The sequence below is a fragment of the Echinicola pacifica DSM 19836 genome, assembly GCF_000373245.1.
GTDB lineage: Bacteria > Bacteroidota > Bacteroidia > Cytophagales > Cyclobacteriaceae > Echinicola > Echinicola pacifica.
The window spans coordinates 447080-466708 of the sequence record NZ_KB890750.1; the positions used below are offsets into that span (position 1 = coordinate 447080).

At 45.6% G+C, this 19629-nt stretch carries 13 protein-coding genes; all 13 read right to left on the reverse strand.

Going from position 1 to position 19629, the window contains the following annotated elements; translation table 11 throughout:
• Nucleotides 1–17: 17 nt before the first annotated feature.
• Complete coding sequence (locus B050_RS0112410; RefSeq protein ID WP_018474247.1) at nt 18–1865, reverse strand: mucoidy inhibitor MuiA family protein; 1848 nt, start codon at nt 1863–1865, stop codon at nt 18–20.
• 315 nt (nt 1866–2180) lie between these two features.
• On the reverse strand, nt 2181–2894 hold the full coding sequence (locus B050_RS0112415) for a DUF3307 domain-containing protein (RefSeq protein ID WP_018474248.1): 714 nt from the start codon (nt 2892–2894) through the stop codon (nt 2181–2183).
• On the reverse strand, nt 2891–3580 hold the full coding sequence (locus B050_RS0112420) for a hypothetical protein (RefSeq protein WP_018474249.1): 690 nt from the start codon (nt 3578–3580) through the stop codon (nt 2891–2893). Before B050_RS0112420 ends, B050_RS0112415 begins: the two co-directional genes overlap by 4 nt.
• A 217-nt stretch (nt 3581–3797) precedes the next feature.
• Nucleotides 3798–4796: a Gfo/Idh/MocA family protein gene (locus B050_RS0112425; RefSeq protein WP_018474250.1), complete on the reverse strand. Its 999-nt coding sequence runs from the start codon at nt 4794–4796 to the stop codon at nt 3798–3800.
• A complete protein-coding gene (yiaK, locus tag B050_RS0112430) occupies nt 4780–5805 on the reverse strand; it encodes a 3-dehydro-L-gulonate 2-dehydrogenase (protein WP_018474251.1) in 1026 nt (341 codons plus the stop codon). Before yiaK ends, B050_RS0112425 begins: the two co-directional genes overlap by 17 nt.
• 60 nt (nt 5806–5865) lie before the next feature.
• A complete protein-coding gene (locus B050_RS0112435; protein WP_157492774.1) occupies nt 5866–7212 on the reverse strand; it encodes a pectate lyase in 1347 nt (448 codons plus the stop codon).
• Nucleotides 7213–7558: 346 nt separating this feature from the next.
• A complete protein-coding gene (locus B050_RS0112440; RefSeq protein WP_026235849.1) occupies nt 7559–7948 on the reverse strand; it encodes a VOC family protein in 390 nt (129 codons plus the stop codon).
• Nucleotides 7949–8094: 146 nt separating this feature from the next.
• Nucleotides 8095–9582 (reverse strand): hypothetical protein, encoded by a 1488-nt coding sequence (locus B050_RS0112445; RefSeq protein WP_018474254.1) that lies wholly within the window; start codon nt 9580–9582, stop codon nt 8095–8097.
• Between the two features lie 148 nt (nt 9583–9730).
• Complete coding sequence (locus B050_RS0112450; protein WP_026235850.1) at nt 9731–11377, reverse strand: DUF4957 domain-containing protein; 1647 nt, start codon at nt 11375–11377, stop codon at nt 9731–9733.
• Between the two features lie 31 nt (nt 11378–11408).
• A complete protein-coding gene (locus B050_RS0112455; protein WP_018474256.1) occupies nt 11409–13220 on the reverse strand; it encodes a RagB/SusD family nutrient uptake outer membrane protein in 1812 nt (603 codons plus the stop codon).
• A 14-nt stretch (nt 13221–13234) separates the two neighbouring features.
• The gene (locus B050_RS0112460) at nt 13235–16522 is read right to left on the reverse strand and encodes a SusC/RagA family TonB-linked outer membrane protein (protein ID WP_044202482.1); all 3288 of its coding nucleotides are present in this window, start codon (nt 16520–16522) and stop codon (nt 13235–13237) included.
• Nucleotides 16523–16920: 398 nt separating this feature from the next.
• Nucleotides 16921–18822: a pectinesterase family protein gene (locus tag B050_RS0112465; RefSeq protein ID WP_018474258.1), complete on the reverse strand. Its 1902-nt coding sequence runs from the start codon at nt 18820–18822 to the stop codon at nt 16921–16923.
• A gap of 47 nt (nt 18823–18869) precedes the next feature.
• Nucleotides 18870–19628, reverse strand: coding sequence for a rhamnogalacturonan acetylesterase (locus tag B050_RS0112470; protein WP_018474259.1), 759 nt, complete (start codon nt 19626–19628; stop codon nt 18870–18872).
• Between the last annotated feature and the right edge of the window lies 1 nt (nt 19629).

The following is a 19629-nucleotide window of genomic DNA, read 5'->3' on the forward strand; positions in this document are numbered from 1 at the left end:
TCCCCCTAATAAGGCTTTTAATCCAATTTTACTTTTTCATTTTTCGGATATTTCACCGAATAGCTCAGCACAATTTTGCTGCTTTGCTGGGGTGCTAGTTTCATCCTCCAGCTGACTATCCCAGTGGCTGGATCCAGCTGTCCACCAGAAGTTTCTAGAGCCTCGACCTCTATGGTATTTCGCAGGGCTAGCGGAATCTGATCCTGTATCATGACTGATGCTTCCTTACTTTTTGTGTTTTTGACGGTGATCTCTATGGTACGATAATCCGTTTTATTTCCACCAATAATCTTCTTATCCGAGTACTCCTCAGTAATAATCCGATCGATCTGAATGCTAGGATCCTTGCCTAGGGAAAGGGCTAAGGTATCGGATTCATTTTTGGGGTTAATGATAGACTTACCCACGAAGCTATCACCAAAGTACAGAAATGCCTCACCCTCCAAAAGATGAAGTTTGTCCCAGTCAGTGATCCTTGCACTTAAGAAAGCCTCTGGCCCAAGTTTAGGGACGCTTAGGTATTCATATTCCGCGGGCAAGTGATATTCGTTCAGGTCAACGCTTACGGTGCCGCCCTGAGAAGGGACAGAATAGGGTTCATCCACAGAGAATTTTACTGTAGTGGGATTTTCTACCGCCGTTGCTATCCCTCTCGCCGGCTCCTGGGCCACTTCAAAGTCGCTATTCGAAATATTAATCCCGCTTACTTTACCTCTTAAGCTAACCTGAACTACTTCCTGGAGGGCTTGATTATCTGGGCTCATTTGCAAATTGATTATGGGGGAATTAATAGGTTTATAGGCGGTTTGATAGCCTATAAAATGAAACTCGAGATTTTGGGCCTTGGAGGGTATAGTAAGGGAGTAATTGCCCTCATAATTCGTGGTGGAAGCCAGGGAGGTGCCCTGAACTCTCACGATCACCCCTGGTAGAGGCATGCCCCCTTCGTCAGTCACCAGACCAGACACCGTACCTATTCCCCTCACGATTGCAGTACTCCCATATCTGGCAAAATCCAATTTCCAACTCATCAGATCGGGCAGAACGCCTGACTCATCAGGATTTCCAGAGGAAAAACTGAGCTTTACCTTGTCCCAGTTGACCCCCGTGTTTTGGTACACTTCTGCTTTATAGAGCAAGTTTAAGGGTTCGTTGATATCCGCGGTGCGAAGGTCATATTTCGGATACCATCCTGCATGATCCACCAGATAAGAGAGTCCGATCGCAGTATTGATGGCAGAGCCCGCCTTTACTCTGATTTTTACCATGCCGGATGGCAACTGTAGGTTAGCCTGCAATTGGTTAAGTTCCTGTTGCAGCTGATTCCTATTTATGGATAATTGCTCATTCGATTCGTTTATTTTGATGGCCTCTGTCTTGATAGACCTCAGTTGCTTTTCGAAGAAAGCCATCGCCTGCTCCAGCTGACTTAGATTTAGCCCAGTGGATGTTCCGCCGAGCTGTTGGTTGGCCATTAATAGATTCTCCTTTTGGATGAGCACCTCCAATTGTGCTTGATTGGCTTTGATCTGGGCATTGATGCTTTTTAAGGCCGCTTCCAGTTCATTGACCTCCTTATTGTTTTCCAAGGTGCTCAAATGATCCAGTTCGTGGGACACCCCTTGGATGGACACCTGGGCATTGGTCTTGATGCGTATGCTGTTTTCATGAATATGTGGAGAGAGCCCCATCAGGATCAAGGTGCTTTCTCCTTTTGGAAGGCTTACGCTACCGCTGCGTTGGATTTGGGCTGCATTCACGAATACCGTGACTTCCTCTATCGTGCTGCTCACCTTTACTTCCTGCTGCGCAGTCACCGTAAAGGCTATAAAAAGCATCCAGATACTTGTGATAAGATTTTTCATCGTTTCTTTTGAGTTTATATAGGGAGTTAATAGTGGGAAAATGGAGAATAATACTGCTCTATTCTCCGGGTGATCGACTCATGGAAATTATTCTACGCCAGCTCCAGGTTATTACTCTTCGGCTTTCCCGGAAATGTGCGCCAGTTCTAATAATTCTAATACGTAACTTAGATTCTAATTGTCTCAATCAAAAAAAGTATGAGTCGCTTCCCTTCAGGAAGGATCAAAGATATGGTATAGAAATAAATGTGATCTTCCTCTTTATGACATTAACCGTAAACAAATATAAATCAATAGGTTTTGAACTGCTAATAATTAGGAGCGTATCAGGGTCATGGTAATCAAGCCCAGAAAAATCGCTATACCAAAACTTAGCAAGGTACCGATCAAGACATACTCCGATTTGGAGGCATCTTCATTCTTAAACCTTAGGATAGACTTGGCGGCTATCAAAAAACCTACTGCCTGGAATTCCCCAATAACGATAAAAGTAAACACCAATATACGCTCCACCAGTCCGATCAATTTGCCGGCATTGGGAAGGTCCCCGGTTCCGGGCACGCTGATTTCATAGAATTTAAAGATCTCTTTGATCAGGATATTGGCAGGTTTCAGGATGAGCATTCCACAGAGAATGACCATGCTCAGCTCCATGGGCCAGATTATAGGAACCCATGGCATCGAAGGCTTGCCGCTGGCATATATCCAGGTCAGGACTAATATGATCAATAGGTGGAGGTTCTGATCTATAAAGAATGCGTATTTGCCGAGGATACGACTACGATTTATATAGGGTTTGGTGCCATCGATTATATAATGAGTGCTGCCTATCAGCAAGGCTACCCACCAAAAAGAGGTCTGAAAGCTCAGCAAAAAAGATAAAGCGGTAACAATAATAAAGTGGTACTTCAAGAAGGAGCTTCTGAATCCCAGCTGATTTTTCTGATTGGCGAGCCGGTCATTCTGAAAATAATAATCGGCCAGCGTATGAGCTATAAATTGCGTAATCAACAGGTGTATAAAAGTCATTTCAGGGCTTGTTTAATTATATTTTTATAGTACTCCACGGACTCCTCAATGGCATTCCAGCCCAAAGCGGTACTATGTTGGTTGATTACAGACTGGCTTACCCCTAGTTTTTCGGCGATCTCGGTTTCGGTCATTCCCTGCAGCTTAAAATACAACACCTCGGATTGTTTTGCGGTGGCCTTATTGCATAGCACATCCAATAAAGCAAAGTTTGGGGAAAGATGAAAATTTAATTGCTCCTCCTCTGAGACAAAAAACGTGGTTTGCTTCAAAACCACTCGTTCCTTATTATGACTTGAATAGGCATTGATCTTCCTGCCAGCCATAAATATCGCTTGGCCATCTATAATATCGTTTTCTGTATCCAATATCCCCAGCTCCCCATACCCGATGGCCATGCGCAGCCCATGAGTGGAGAAATTCTTCGTTCGTGAATTGTTTTTTTTGACCTTCAGGTCCAGTGATTTTATATAAGACTTGATTATCAATGCGATCCTCAGAGCCTCAGAAGGTCGCCGACACACACATTCTATATAATCCCCCTTACTGATGCGCGCATAGCAATCAAAATCCTGCATTAATTTCAATACGAGCTTTTCCAATTGCCCGTAAAGCTCCACTCTTGCCGTCTCGCCTAAACTCGTGGAAGATACAATATCTCCAGAAATCACTGCATATTTTTTCATCCTCAATACTAGTTTTGTCCTACACCCATCACAGCTAGAGGTCTGGTAGTCTTATAGGCCTATACCTGTGCTAATGATGCATAAATATAAGTACTAAAGCTTATATTGACAATATATAAGTTGATAAACTTATAAATAGACATTATAAGCTTTAAAGACTATAAATATATATTATAAGCTAAAGAACTTATAAATCACTAAATTTAAGGAATGAGAGTTAGCTAGGGGAGCCGCAGATATCTTCCATGACTTTATTGGTCCGCATTGCTGATCGACCGATGGAAGGGCTCAAACCTCTCCCCAGAATATCATCATTAATAAGCTCGATAAGAGGCATTTGAATATGCTTTGGTAAATCAAATTCGAAGAATTGGTCTTCTTGGTCGGGCAGACTAAGCACCAACTTCCCTGCACCAAAGGTCTCATAGGAGATAGACCCTTTAGCCCCATAGATGACGGTATGATCGCAGGCCTCTCCAGCGGAAAAAGACCAGGCGCCAGAACCCATCACTCCGGATTCGAACTGAAAGTGAGCTACCACCATATCTTCTGCGGCATAGGCCCCAGCCTGATTAGCCACTGCACCGGAAGCAGTGGATATAGGTCCCAGGGCATAATCCAGAAAATCCAACTGATGGGAGGCTAGATCATAAAAATATCCTCCTCCGGCAAGTGCTGGATTTACGCGCCAATTATCCTGCGGCGCTCCATCTCCCACAGCCGTCATGAGGGGCTGATTCAGAAGAATCTGAACATGGCGGATCTCACCGATAACACCTTCCTCGATCAGCTCTTTGATTTTTACAAAATGAGGAAGGGCACGGCGGTAATAGGCCACATAAAGAGGTACATTCGCCTGCTCACAGATATGGACCATCTCTAAGCATTCGGCATAGGTCCTCGCCATAGGTTTCTCGACATACACGGGCTTGCCGGCTTCGGCAGCTTTGATCACAAAATCCTTATGCAGATGAGGTGGGGTGGCAATATAAATGGCATTCACGCTATCGCTTTGGATCAAGGCATCAGCATCGGTAAACCATTGACTTACACCATGCCTATCGGCATAATCTTTCACCTTCGCTTCATCCCTTCGCATCACCGCCACCAGCTCACTATCTGGGAGGAGCTGCATCGCTGGAGCACTCTTCACTTCACAAACATCGCCCACGCCGATTACTCCCCAGCGTACAGTATCATCATTTATCTTTTTCATCTGCTAATTGCTGTATTTTTTTCCAAATATCAATTTCTATAGGTACACCCAATCTCATGTTCTCCTCGCGAGTCTGGAGGGTGTTTTGGCCAGGATACCGGACATTTCCTGAATCTGAAGGTGTCCGACTGCCCAATAAATCTTCGATAATGCGATCGAGGTGCTGGTCCCAATCTTCACCAAGCCCCATCACCAGTGGGTCCAGAGAAATAAACACCTGCGACAGGCCCGTTTCCTCACCCAGCTGCCCAATTTCACTGGTTGAATTGCCTCCGGAAAGCACCACTGTCAGCATATCTATTAAAAGAGAAAGTCCCGCCCCCTTCCAAAGTCCCATGGGCAAGGCAAGTTCGTCGGCGATGATCTGCCCCGGATTGCGGCTTAGCTGCCCTTCCGGAGTCAAGCCAGCGTCATAAGGCATCTCTTTGCCATTGCGAGCGTAAATGGCCATCTTTCCATAGGCAAATTGGGACATGGCCATATCCAGGACCACCGGCCCACTGCTGCGTGGGATGCCAATGACCAGGGGATTGTTTCCCAACTTAGGCTCCACCCCTCCCCAGGCAGGCATATTGGGTTTGGTATTTGTAAAACATAATCCCAAACAGCCATGATCTACCGCCTGCCAGCCATAATTTCCAGCGCGCATCCAATGGTTAGTATTCTTTAGTGTGACGCAGCCGATCCCAAACTTCCTACTCAGGTCTATCGCACGATCCATCGCCCCATAGGCATTACAATTGCCAGGACCTGCATTCCCATTCCACTGCTCAAAAGCTGAGAATTGGGAGATAAGGCTCGGCTCCGCTTCAGGAATGACTAGGCCTTTACGAATATAATCTACAAAAACCGGAAACCGGTTGAGCCCATGAGAAGGAACACCATCAAGGCTGGATTTGACAAATAAATCTGCGCTTAAGGCAGCCTTTCGATCCGGAAAACCCATAGAGATCAAAATCCCTGATAAAAGTGAGGTGATTTGCTCGTAGGAAACTCTAATTTCGTTCATAGCCAAAAGATAAGTAATAATCCCCCAGGACCAAAAAAAAATCTACCCCATATAAGGCTATTACCAGTCCACAAGCTCATTTAAGTACACTTCCACATTAGTATAATGCAGAGATAAACCTAAGCCACTGTCATCCGGAAGCTGTGGATCTAAGCCATGTGCCAGCTCCCAATCATCTGGCATACCATCCCCATCCGAATCCTTCACCGGATTTCCTTCAGGCAATAGCGGCCATCCGCCTACAGAATTTTGACTGTCTATAATCCCATTATTCTTTGGCCCACCAGGACTGTGCCCCAGGAGAACCTCCTCCACCACTCTGCTATCCACAGGATCACGGAAAAAATTTGCCCCTGCATTGGCGAGTACTTTAAGGTAAGCTTCTCTGGCTGACTCCCCGGCAAATTCCGCTACGAAAGGGAAGGCAGTGGCTGCCAAAACCTCCTCGGGATGGTCGGGCCCGTCCAGACCCTTTGCGTTCTCTAAGCTGACTTCCGGAAAACCCTCGACATCGTTATCCATCAAATAATAATTGCCGTAAGGCGCATAAGCCTCAAAAATCCTGTCACGATTGGAGGAGGTCGCCGGGCCAGCTTTATAATAATTGCCCACCATATTGATCCGAGCTTCCTCTCCTCCATAGCTGCTATTCTGTTCCCAGTTATAGATTATATTATTCCTGAAATCCACCAGTTCTGTCATAGGACTGCTCTGCGTTCGGGCTCCATTGAACCGGGGGAGTCTGCTGGAGTGAGAGGCGATCAGGTTATGGTGGAAACTCGCATTGATTCCACCCCAAATCCCCCCATAGCCATGATTGCCTTTTTCATGTACCGAGGCATTTAGGCTTTCTGATAGTATGCACCATTGCAAGCTGAAATTTTCATTATCATAAAATGAGCCGCATTCATCCGTGGCCCAGCTCAGGGAACAATGATCAATAATTATATTCTTGTTCCTCAAACAAGACATCGCATCATCCTGAACTTTCTTTTCATCCCCCAGCCGGGACCGAATATACCGGATGATGATATTGTCCCCTTTAACCTTCAAAGGATAGTTCTTCAGCGTGATCCCGCCCCCAGGAGCCGACTGCCCCGCTATGGTGAGATCGCCATGGTTTATATCCAAACTTGACTGCAATTCGATTGTTCCGGAAACAGCGAAAAGGATGATTCTTGGCTCCTTTTTCCGCAGAGCTTCCCGAAGGCTTCCAGGTCCCTCATCATTTAGATTGGTGACCTTATATATCTTACCTCCACGACCTCCAGAGGTATATTTCCCAAAACCATCCGCTCCCGGAAATGCCAGGACCTGGTCTTCCCCGGAAGAGAATGCCTGGCCTCGGACCAGTCCCGTACCTGGAAGCATAATTGTCAATAGTAGTAATAGTGGATAGATTTTCATTTTTGCAATTGTTTTATACTTCATTTCTTGCGGATCTTCATTAGGCATAGCCCATGATATAAGCTAGAAACTAAGCGCAATCCGCTTTAATTATAATATTAGGCTTGATTCAACTTAGCTAAATCAGAATCATAGTCTTCTAGAGGAAGGTCTGGAAGTAGCATTCCAGCCTTCTCACAGAGAGCTATCTATTCGTAATTTCTCCGGGCTATAAGCCAATTTCTGCTATTCTATTTACAGCTTTCGCCTCAAAGAAAAAGCAGACCTGAGCAGAACAGAGAAGTAAATGGGGTTTATTAGGATCAATCAAATCTATCCGACTATTATGGCATTACCCACCGATGCTTTAATCCTTGAGCATGGGTTTGGCGCGTTTACATAACTGCAGGGCAAAGCCCCAGGGATCACGCAGCATCACTAAATGCGAACCGTCTTCCAGCACATCGTCAGAAATCAATTCTGAGCCAGCAGCGATCAGTCGATCTCTATCCATAGCAGGATCCTCCGAAACCAAAGCCAAATGCACCACCAAAGGATGCTGCTCCTTGAAGTCCATTATTGGAGCAAGGGGATTATTATAGATTTCTATCATCACATTCCCACTATCATCTGCCAGGAAGGTCATATAGGGAGACTTATCCTGTTTTTTGACCACCTTAAATCCCAAATGCTTCTCATACCAATCTGACATGGCGCGTGGCTGGGCTACATTAAGAGCAAAATGTTCAATTTTCATAAATCACTGTGTTTTGATTAGTAATAATGACCAGTACTTTTCGAACCCTACAGGTTCTATTTGCCAATAATATGAATTTTGTACTAAATCACCTTATTGCAAAATACATTATTGCTTCTGATCAGAATACTAGCCCGCCAGACCTGTCAATTCTTAGGGAAATCCTTAACTAAACCATTCAGATAGACCTCTAACTGGGTATAGGGAGTACCAGCCTTGAGAGTACTCCCATCAGTCGGGCTGTTTGGGTCCAACTGATGTGCCTCTTCCCAATCGTCGGGCATTCCATCTCCATCGGTATCCAGTACGGGAGTACCCGGCTCGAGGAACGGCCATCCTCCTACATCTGATGGGCTATCTATGATACCATTGGTGCTTCCCACGCTCCCAGGGGCGCTATAGTCAGCATTTTGGACATTGGCGATAATCCGGGCATCGACCGCATCTCTTTTTAGACTTGCTCCAGCCTCAGCCATCACCAATTCATAGGCCGCTTCTGCGGTATGTGTATGAACGGTATAACCCTCAAGCTGATGAGCTAGCTCCATCCTGATACCCTCTTTTTCCGCAGCTGTCAAGGTGCCATAGCTGCTATGAAACTGATTGAAAACACCATACTTCCAGTTGTCGCCAGTGGCTTCGGAACTCCCATGTACCACATTTCCATCTACAAAGAACTTTCCCCAAACGCCGAACACTTCGGTGCCTTCATTCTTGTTTTTGTCAATGGACATGATGCGATTTCGTTTGCTGCCACCGGGAGTCGCAGGTCCGGGTTTATAATAGCAGTTTACGATATTGACATTCATGGCCTCGCCACCGTAAGCCGCATTATTTCCCCAATTATAAATCACATTATTTCTCAAATCCACCAAATCCGTCAAAGCAAAAGCCTTCCCGGCTTCCTCTCCCAGGCGTGGGTTTCTGCTGTCATGATGAGCAAGGAGATTATGATGGAATGAAGCGTACTTGCCACCCCATATTCCTCCATAGCCATGGGAGCCCTTTCCATGAACAGAATTCTTAAGACTTTCGGAGATAATACACCATTGTAAGGTGAAGTTTTCATTGGCATAAAAAGACACGCATTCATCTGTGGACCAGCTCATCGAACAATGGTCAATAATTATATTCTTATGGAACCTTCCTCCTAGAGCATCTCCTTCCTGGCCAGCCTCATCGCCCATTCTAAACCTCAGATAGCGAATGATGATATTATCTGCATCCACCGTCACTGGATAGTTTTTCAGGGTTATACCCCCGCCAGGCGCGGATTGGCCCGCGATGGTGAGATCACCATTGGAAATATTCAGTTTTGACTTTAGTTCGATAGTCCCACCAATAGAAAATAATATGGTCCTGGCACCAGCCTGATTAATGGCGTGCCTTAGGGTTCCGGGCGAATTGTCATCCGTCAATTTACTGACGTAATACACCTTGCCCCCTCTGCCTCCTGAGCTCAGTTGCCCATATCCTTCTGCACCAGGGAAGGCGTAATGAGGTCCTTCATAGACTTCTTCCTCTTCGGGATCCTGAATATCGGGCTCTTCTTCCGCATTGGAACAGGCATATAGAAGAAGAAAAGTCAAGGCAAAAAGCACAAAATTATATCGACTTGATAGTTTATAATTCATAGTGTCATCCGGGGTTTATTAAAAAGGTGCGGCAGGATTTGCCACACCTCAGTTTAAATAATCAAAAGATTAGCTTATATAAGTGGGGAGACAAGCAAAAGGAAGCTAAAAACTTCCATTCACTCATCCCATTGCACTTAATGTCAGGCTATAATTTCGCTCTCCATCGAGGATCACCCGAATCGTACCTACCAGCGAATCCTTTATCCTTGAAGTTGAAGTCATTGATATCGGGGTTTACCCATAGGTCCGCTTGAGCTCCTTTATAGTTGCCCACCGGGAAGCCCGGGATTTCGCCACTAGAGAAGCTAAAGTCGAAGGTAGAATAGACATTTACGATATCGAAATTGGTACTTTCGAGGCCATCATAAATCCCCCGAATGGCATAGGCATCATCCAAATCCTCATCCCAGCCGTGACCGAAGATGCTATTATGAATGACGATGCCATTGGTGACATTATCATTTCCATCACCTCCACGGTACCTGAATATCCCCCCACCTGCATTGATGAAATTGCCAAAGGTGCAGCTTTCGATAAGGAAGGATTCAGAGCTACTTCTGGAGGTAACACCAAATTGCATTTTGTTGAAAGTGGAGTTTACCAGCTTGATATTCTTGACCATGGAAGTGGCTTCGGAATCTACGGTAAACAAACCATAACCTCCGAGGCTGTCCACCAAGGTATTGGAGATGATATAATTATCGATCACGGTGGTTCCTCTTGCTCTTAATATTCCTCTGAAGGTCCCTACTTCACAGTTTTCAAAGCTCAGCTCACCCACGTGCACATTGTCACGATTGGGATTGAACACATAATCTCCGCCGTAATCTTCCCCACGGATTTCCAGGTCTATAAAACGTATAAATTCAATATCCGATCCATCGGCTATATCCCAGTTGCCGGTTGTGCTCAGTTTGGCTTTTTGTTCCCCAAAACCGTAAGCCGCACGGATGCTGATGGCTTTGGTCAGGGGATCTGAAGGCAGATCGTAGGTCATCCCACGCTCCACGAGTATGGTGGATCCCGCTGGGGCAGTAGCTATAGCATCGGCTACAGCGGAGGGACTGGTATTGGCACGAATATCAATCACGCCAGGGCCAGTGGGATCAATATCGGGCATAAGAGTGGTATAATTTACCCAGCCTCTCAGCACCGTTTCGCTATAGATTGCCACCTGATAGGTAGTTTCTGGATCAAGGTTGGCCAGTACCATCTCGCCTGCCGCCTGCTCACTACTAGTCACTTCCTGCTCCACCAGTGGTGTACGCAGGTAAAGGTCATCCGCCGCAAAGGCCTTAACACTTGTGACGGCCGCGCCGGCTTTGGTCCAGCTTACCTGTGCCGCTATATCGATCACATCGTAGGACTGTGGACTGTTGAGAATGGTCGGGAAGCGCTGTGTCCTTACATTTCCCAGGTCGGATATTTCACTATCATATTCCTCATTATCTGCATGGGCTGTGGCCCGCACTTGATAGAGCATATTCCAAAATAAAGGCTCACCTAGCAGTTCCTCATCCAAGACTACATAATTAGTATCTGTATCGATGAGGTACTCGGTGGTCGCAAAGGAGTCCCTGCTGACCTCCAGCGTATAGGACATTGCCTCTTTGAGCTTACCCATATTGACAATGATGGTATTCTCTTCCGAAAATAAGTCCTCTATAAGCACGGGACGGAAGAGCCGCGTTCTTTCAAACATCTCTTCGTCTTCCTTACATCCTGCCAGAGCTATCAGGCCGAGGGTAAGGATACAAAGACTCTGGTATATATTATTTTTTATGATTTTCATAAGTTTTGATTTTTGAATTTTAGACGAATTCTTAAAATCCATATCCATCATTTAATAGAGTCCCCTGGCTATTGGCGATGGCCTCTGATGGAATAGGGAAAACATACCGGGCCACTCCAGCTTTTGGGCCACCAGTGATATAGTTTTCCCAGTCCTTGGTGATCCAAGGCTGATAACCAAATTCCTCACTGGTAAGGGCCAGCAAGAAAGACTGCTGAGTCCAGGTTTCATCTGGTGGAGCAACGACCCTTTTATAAGGGTTGTAAATCACAAAATCCCCCTTAGCATCGGTCTTCCAGTACATATAGATGGGATAAGGTGAATTGCCAGATTCAGCCCCGTCGGCTAGCATTTTAAGCTCCTCCACGGTCTCAGCCATTTTTTGGGAATAAATCCCCCAGCGGATCAACTCGTATTTACGGATCATCTCTCCGCCAAATTCCCACGCTCGCTCATCTACAATCGCCTCAAAGAAACTCTCCTTACTACCAGACACCTGGTTGGTATAAGCATCCACTTTTGTAGCCCAAAAGCTCTGATCAAATGCTCTTCTACGCACTCTCTTCATCGCTTCCTGCGCCTGCGCGGTGGGGCCATTGAGCTCATTTTCGGATTCTGCATACATCAGCAGGACATCGGAGTACCGCATCATGGGCCAGTTGATTCCCGTTCCTTTCGCAGTGGATTTGCCGGGAGGAGTAGGAAGGAAATGTCTGCTCCACTTACCCTGGCCAATATCTAAACCACCATTCACAAATTCATATTCAAAACTCGTATTGATCTTATATAAAGAACAGGTCACATCACGCCTTACATCCACACTATCAAAAGAGAGGTAGTAGGTGGGCGGGATAGCCATATAATTATTGCCAGAACCATAATCATGGGAGGCAGTCGCTCCCCCTTCTACTCTCACTCCGATATTCCAACCTACATCTCCATTGCCCAAGGCAAAGGGTACCTCAAACAAAACATCCTGATTCACGGGGGTCTGGAAGGTACATTGGTTCATAAATACCTGTCGGAAATCGGGATTAAGCTCTCGGTCTTTCAGGGAAATCAATTTCTGAGAATAGTCATTGGCAATTTTATAATAGTCCAGATAATCGTCCTCGCGATTCATATTCAGGTCAGGAGAAAGGTAATAGCCCCCTCTTTGCAGTGAGAGTCGTGCGATCATACCCAAGGTATATTCACGGTTGACCTGCTCTATCCCGAAAGGCACCTGGTCTGCCCAAAGCATCTTATCCTCCATGTCTATCATATGTTGGATTTCCTGCTCCAATATCTCATTACGATCCATTTTGGGAAGGTTGAAATCATTCCCGGCTCGAGGCGCCTCCACCATATAAGGCACATCTCCAAAGTGAAAAGTCAGCATGCTATACCAATAGGCCCGGAGGGTATAAGCCTCTCCCAGCAACTGGTTCATGGCATTGGCCTCCGTCACATCATTGGATTCTAGCAAACCACTACTTTCCAGGCCTTCTATAGCGATATTGGCATCACGAATCGCCCGATAGGCATAGGTCCAGACGATCTGCAAGTCACGATTACTCTCCAGTGCGTCAAGATTCCATATCTGGTACCGATCGGCATTAGAGTTCCACCCACTTTGATGTTCTATATCCGTATTACCGGTCATATTATTGGATAGCCTGGAGCGGAAAGCATCCTGGCCAAAATGGGAATATATCGCATTCACCCCTTTGCGGGCATCATCCACATTGGAGTAAATATACTCCAGGTCGAAAGTGGACAGCGAATCCGGCTCCATAAAGTCCTCACATGAACTCATCAGGACCGAGGTAGCTGCTGCAATTATTATATATTTTAATTTCATAATGATGGTCTCTTTTAGAATGTCACATTGATACCTACTGTATAGGACCTGCTGCGAGGGAAGGAGGAATAATCCACCCCCGGAGTCAAGGCAGAATAACTGCTGCTCCTGCTGGTACTTACCTCTGGATCATAGCCTGAGTAGTCGGTCCATAACTTTAGATTGTTTCCTGTACCATAGATCCTGAATTGGCTCAAGCCTATGCGGGAAATCAATTCTGTGGGAAGGGAATAGCCCAGAGTCAGGTTGTTTAGTCGGATAAACGACCCGTCCTCGATCGCCCAACTATGCACCACCGCACCGGCGATACCATAACTGTTATGCGACCAGATATTCTTATCAGCATTCATCTCCTTTAGCTGCGCAAGGTCGGTAACGATCTCCCCGGCAGTGCCAGTATAGGCTCCATCCACATCCAGATAAGTAAACCTATTGTCCGAAGACATCGTGGTCAGCATATTGCCATAAGTGACTCTCCTGAACTGATTGTACTGGATTTTGCCTGTATTATAGACATCATTCCCATATTGATAATTGAAGAATACGGAAGCGTCAAAGCCTTTCCAACGGGCATTTACCCCAAAGCCACCCTGGTTCTTGGGAAGCGTATTTCCTATCACCTTTCGGTCATCTGCATTGATCTGACCATCGCCGTTGAGATCCTTTAGTTTTAGGAAGCCAGGGCGAATATTGGTGTTTCCCACCACCGAACTTGAGTTGGGCACATCTCCTTTGAGGAGGTACTCATCAGCCACAGCATCATAACCCTCAAAGTCATCCGTACTATAATAGCCGTCAGTCACATAGCCGAAGACATCGCCTATTTTCCCACCTACTTCTAGGTAAAAATCATTGATATTATTCAAATCCGTACTCGCCCAATTGGACTGGAAAAAACGGGACTCTGTACCATCTAGTTCCTCGACTTTCCCCTTATTGATCCCTGTATTGAAATTCACAGAAAGTGAAAAGTCTTGCTTATCGATCAGATAGGCGTTGATCCCCAGTTCCACCCCTTGATTGGAGGTGCTACCGACATTATTCCACTGAGTGGAGAATCCTGTATTAGGCGGAATGGCAGATTGCAGCAACAAGTCATTGGTCGTGTTTTTATAGAAATCCAGACTACCTTCCACTTTTGCATTGAATAAAGTGAAATCAAGACCAATATTTTTAGTCAGCGTAGTCTCCCATCTGAGGTCCGGATTATACAGCGTGCTGCTGGAAGGCTCATAGAATACATTATCCGAATTGCCAAATCCTGGTCCCTTATTCGTGGAGGCACTGAAGAGAAACTGGGTAGCGGTGGAGCTAATACGATCATTTCCCGTCTCTCCAATACTGAGTCTCAACTTCAATTCGTCCAACCATGAAGAGGTTTTCAAGAAATTCTCTTCACTAATCTTCCATCCCACAGCCACTGCTGGGAATACCCCTACTCTATTGGATTTGGAGAATTTGCTAGAAGCATCCGACCTCACGGTGGCAGTGAAGAGGTACTTCCCATTGTACTGGTAATTGGCTCTACCAAATAGTGAAAATCTATTGGACTGGGTGAATTGCTCGGTTTCATGGCGGTCTGCTCGACCGAAGGTCATATTGGCAAACAGCTCCTCAGGAGTGATGGAAGGTCTAAAATCCTCCGCTCTCAGCATATCTCTGTTGCCTCCGCTGGAGTAAATCTCCTGGCCCAGTAAGAAGTCTAGGTCATGGTCACCTAGGTCGGAAAACTTATACGCCACGCTATTCAGCCAGCGATAAGAAAAAGTAGAGCGATCTTCTTTGACTCCTAGGGGTAGGTTATTTCCATTATTAAAAGACTCACCTGTCAGCGGGCCGTAGAAACGAAGGTTTTCACGGAAGTCCCTTGAGCCGTTGAAGGTGGTTTTGAAATTTAGATTTTTGATGATCTCATAGGTCAAGCCTGCATTGAACACATAGTCAAATTCTGTCTGCTTCCTCCAATCCTGCTCTGCCAGCTCCACAGGGCTCACCAAACTTAATAAGAAAGACTGGAAATCATCCTCAGCATTGATCTGCGTCATGTCGATATCCAGCTCGTCTGCTATACCATTGGTGGGACGCGTCTGGATCGCATCTTCAATATTTATCTGGGCATTCCCAGAAGTTCCTGCCCCATCGATCACGGTATGGGTTATCCTGGCTCCGATATCCATGGTAAGACGATCGGAGATCTCATGGTTCAGTTTAAAGTTGATCACATTCCTTCCATACCCGGAATTCAGCATCAGTCCCTCATCGGTATTATTGGTAAGACTGAGCATAAATTTAGTTTTTTCCGTTCCCCCACTTATGCTTAGGTTATGATACTGGCTAAGCTTTGGGTCCCCAAAGAGTTCATCCTGCCAGTCTGTGGAAGGCTTTTGCTGGTATAATTCCAAGTCATCATACACCCCATAGAACTTCTCAAAATTCCTTACGGCTGCGTCTGATTGGATTTTAGCGTATTCATAGTTTGCTAGCGCAAATTCATATGAATCAAGCACCTCATATTTTCTATCCTTAGGTAAGCTTTTCCATTGGAAGAAATTATTATAGGATACGGAGGTTTTTCCTGCTTTGGGAGTTTTGGTGGTCACCACGATCACTCCATTTGCGGCTTGTGCGCCATAAATAGCGGTGGCGGCGGCGTCCTTTAGCACGGTAATCGCTTCTATGTCAGTGGGAGGAATATCACGAATACTGCTTACAATGAACCCATCCACTACGTATAGTGGAGAGTTGTCCTGGGTGACAGAGCCACCTCCACGTACACGAATGACAACATCTGCGCCAGGGGAGCCATCGGTGGTGAGCACTCTTACACCTGGAAGGCGGCCGGTGATCGCCTGTGCAGCACTGGCCACAGGGATTCTCGCCAGTTCTTTTCCAGACATGGAAGCCACAGAGCCCGTCATATCCGATTTTTTGATGGTGCCATAGCCATAATCGACCACTTCCACCATGTCCAGCTGCGCAATGTCCATTTCCAAGGTGATATTGATCGTGGAGCGTCCTTCTATTTGGACCTCCTGCTTGATCATTCCTATGGAACTAAACATCAAAGTCCCCTGGGGATTATTTACAGTTAGGGAATAAGCACCATCCAGGTCAGTGCTGGTACCATTGGTACTGCCTTTCATTAGGACCGTGACTCCGGGGATGGTTTCCCCTTCAGAACTCTTGACTACACCAGAGATTTGCAGGCTTTGAGCGCGTAGCTCAGTTACTGCTATCACCAGCAATGCCAATATCATAGGCAAGCGCCAGGCTTTGCCTGACAAAGGTTTGGTAAATAACATTTCGATAAGGATTGGGTTTTTGTTAATAAAATAAATTGAAATGGACATGGCTGTGCTGCCAGGACTTGATCGTTTTCAATTTTGTGTAAGCGGCGAGTAAAAGCTCCCGGACATCGGGAGCTCTGGAAGGGATATTCATAACTATTCTAATTAAGGGTTTATTAATCAATTCTCGATTGTAGCAATCACTTGCGCAATCGATTGCATTTTACGGATATTTTTTTAGTAATACAAGTTATTAATACACTTATTTTATTGCTAGTAATAATCTTTTATAACATGAAATACAGATATATAAGCAGGTAAAAGGCAGAAACTATACAATTAATCAAGGCTGGTTCAGCCCATCATACCATAGATTTTAGGCGAAATCGATTGCGTAAAAGACTCAAAATAACTTATTTAAAAAGCTGAATAAGGAATTCATCTACCCAATTTACTGTGCTCCCAAACCAAGGCTCAAACAGCCAAAAAGGATGCGGACTGGAGGAGTATTCCTCCACTTGGGAGTAAATTTCATACCCATCCAATAGCGCAATTGCATCGTCCTGACCCGCATGAAATCTAGGGTATTGACTATTAATAAATAAACTTGGAACGGCCTTCTCACTGATCTGATGAAGGGCCGAAGCTGCCTCCCAGATTTCGGGGATCTCTTCATAAGTACCGCCCAGCCACTGAGCCGCCATCTCCCCTTCTTCTGATTCTGAATGATGAAAAGCCATGACCCCATCCATATTAATCAAGGCATGGACATCTGTACTCGCCGCTCCTTTCCTTTGGGAATATGCTTCGTACATTTCCATACCATTAGTATAGGCGACCAAAGCTGCCAACTGGCCGCCAGCCGATCCACCCAAAATAGCGATACGACTGCTATCCAGCCCAAATCTGTCCGCATGCTCCTTCAACCAACGAATGGACTCTTTCACATCATGGACACCCGCAGGAAATGGCGCCTCTAAGGACAAGCGATAATCCATCACTGCCGTGATATACCCCCTACTTGCCAAAGCCTTAGCCAGGGGCAATTGTAAGGAGCGGTCACCAGAACGCCATCCACCTCCATGCACCAATAGAATTCCCGGAAGAGCCACGTTGGCTTTGGTTTTTGGCGCAAATACATCCATTTTTAATTCACGGTATCCAAGCGATTTGTATTCAATCGCCAAAAAATCATCTATTCCATCGGCCTCCTTGCTTATAGGTTTAAGCTCTGGGAAATTTTTACGGTATTTATCATAAGAACTAGATAGCGTATAAGTGCTGTCCTTTTGGTAGCCATACCAAGGAAAGCCATAGGCGTTATTGACCGATAGATCTCCCCCAAAAATCATGGGGGCCGTATAGCCTTCCGCCTCTATAACGCTTAACTGATGCGCCCAATCGGCTCTTTCTGCGCTATTAGCACCAGGCCCTGATGAGCCATATTCAGCGTAATAGGTGGTTTCTTTAGCATTTGGACGTCCCCAAAAGTCCCAGCCTGTTTCAACAATATGATCTTCCAATTGGCAATCGATAAAAACCGTTTTGGCAAAATCTCTCCATGGTCGGCCCAGATACACCTTGTCCACTCCCTCTGCCGCTGTCAGATGGCAATTTTTAAATACATAACCATACTCCACCCACTCGGGAGTAGATGCTGCCGTGATGAAGGAATTGCTCTTGCTATAAATCTCGCAATTATCAAATAATGCGGTGGCAGAACCAAAGATAAAGTCGGTTGTCCCCTCTATATAGCAGTCTCTATATACCTGCCGGCTATTCTCCCCTGAAGCAAACATGGTATCCTGATCCCCTCTAAAATGGCAATTCTCAAATAAAAGCCTGTCGCCCTCCGCGTGTAACGCAACGGCCTGCCCTACGCTTCCAGCGGTATTTTGGATAGTCATATCCCTAAATATCAAACTATTGCCAAGGACCATAAGGGTATAAGAATCGAAGGTGTCCATGAAGTTTTTGCCCGTATGATCATCATAACTGATAATGGTCTTCTCTGGTCCATCACCCTTGAAGGTGACATTGCTTATAGTTCCCGGAATCAGTAGCTTCTCCTTATAGATTCCCTCCTTGATATAAACAGTAATCGGCTTGGGTAGATATACCCGAATTGCCTCTAAGGCATCTGCAATAAATAAAAAATCGCCTGAGCCATCTTTTGCCACGACTATATCCTGCTGCAGCTTTCCCTTTAGGTTAATTAGCTTGCCATCTTTTGAATAGGAATGCACCTGCTGAGCAGTGACTGCTCCTATTGGCAGCAGAAGAATCATCAGTAAGAGATGGATTTTCACCTTCATGAATGCTATATTTTCTTAGTAATTATTCCTTAAAGACGCCAATACTTCTATTCCTTTAAGAACACCCTTAATTCCGGCACTTCCCGGGAAAGTTCCTCTATGGCGATATCACACACTTTAAAAGCACCGGTGGGCGAAAGATGGGTATTATCTTCCTTGCCCTCTGCAAATCTCGAATAATCCCCAGGTCGGTAATGTAAAAACAACTCCTTAGACTTCTCCACTCCAAATTGCTCCAATAGCGCTACCGTCCTTCCATGCATCTCGAGAAGAGGCACTTGATACTCTGCGGCCACCTCTCTTACCACCTCCGAATACCTCCCATGGGTATCTATTAACACGCCCTTCTCATCAAAACTCCTTCTGGAAATGGGAGTGGCTAATATAGGCTTGGCTCCTTTGGAATAGCTTTCTTCAATATACCGGATAAGATTATTACGATAGTCCGTATCTGGAGCCGCGTATCGGTCCGGTGATTTTTCCTTTTGATCATTATGCCCAAATTCAATGATGACATAATCTCCCGGCTGAAGCTGGTCGAATACCTTTTGCCAGTGGCCTTCATCGCGGAAATTCTTGGTACTGCGGCCATTCAAGGCATAGTTATCGACCAACAGCCCATCATTAAAATATAAGCCCAACACCTGCCCCCAACCTTTTTCAGGATTGCTTCCTGCATAGGGCTTATTGGCCATAGTGGAATCCCCAATCATAAACAGTGTAATCTGTCGATCGGCAGGCATAAAGGAAAAGGTCAGGAGAACAACCAGCAAGGCCGGTATCAGCAATAGCTTATTATCTTTCATA

Excerpts from the sequence above, each read along its gene's own strand:
- B050_RS0112410 (WP_018474247.1), bottom strand. The coding sequence starts at position 1,865 with ATGAAAAATCTTATCACAAGTATCTGGATGCTTTTTATAGCCTTTACG.
- B050_RS0112415 (WP_018474248.1), bottom strand. The coding sequence starts at position 2,894 with ATGACTTTTATACACCTGTTGATTACGCAATTTATAGCTCATACGCTG.
- B050_RS0112420 (WP_018474249.1), bottom strand. The coding sequence starts at position 3,580 with ATGAAAAAATATGCAGTGATTTCTGGAGATATTGTATCTTCCACGAGT.
- B050_RS0112425 (WP_018474250.1), bottom strand. The coding sequence starts at position 4,796 with ATGAAAAAGATAAATGATGATACTGTACGCTGGGGAGTAATCGGCGTG.
- yiaK (WP_018474251.1), bottom strand. The coding sequence starts at position 5,805 with ATGAACGAAATTAGAGTTTCCTACGAGCAAATCACCTCACTTTTATCA.
- B050_RS0112435 (WP_157492774.1), bottom strand. The coding sequence starts at position 7,212 with ATGAAAATCTATCCACTATTACTACTATTGACAATTATGCTTCCAGGT.
- B050_RS0112440 (WP_026235849.1), bottom strand. The coding sequence starts at position 7,948 with ATGAAAATTGAACATTTTGCTCTTAATGTAGCCCAGCCACGCGCCATG.
- B050_RS0112445 (WP_018474254.1), bottom strand. The coding sequence starts at position 9,582 with ATGAATTATAAACTATCAAGTCGATATAATTTTGTGCTTTTTGCCTTG.
- B050_RS0112450 (WP_026235850.1), bottom strand. The coding sequence starts at position 11,377 with ATGAAAATCATAAAAAATAATATATACCAGAGTCTTTGTATCCTTACC.
- B050_RS0112455 (WP_018474256.1), bottom strand. The coding sequence starts at position 13,220 with ATGAAATTAAAATATATAATAATTGCAGCAGCTACCTCGGTCCTGATG.
- B050_RS0112460 (WP_044202482.1), bottom strand. The coding sequence starts at position 16,522 with ATGTTATTTACCAAACCTTTGTCAGGCAAAGCCTGGCGCTTGCCTATG.
- B050_RS0112465 (WP_018474258.1), bottom strand. The coding sequence starts at position 18,822 with ATGAAGGTGAAAATCCATCTCTTACTGATGATTCTTCTGCTGCCAATA.
- B050_RS0112470 (WP_018474259.1), bottom strand. The coding sequence starts at position 19,628 with ATGAAAGATAATAAGCTATTGCTGATACCGGCCTTGCTGGTTGTTCTC.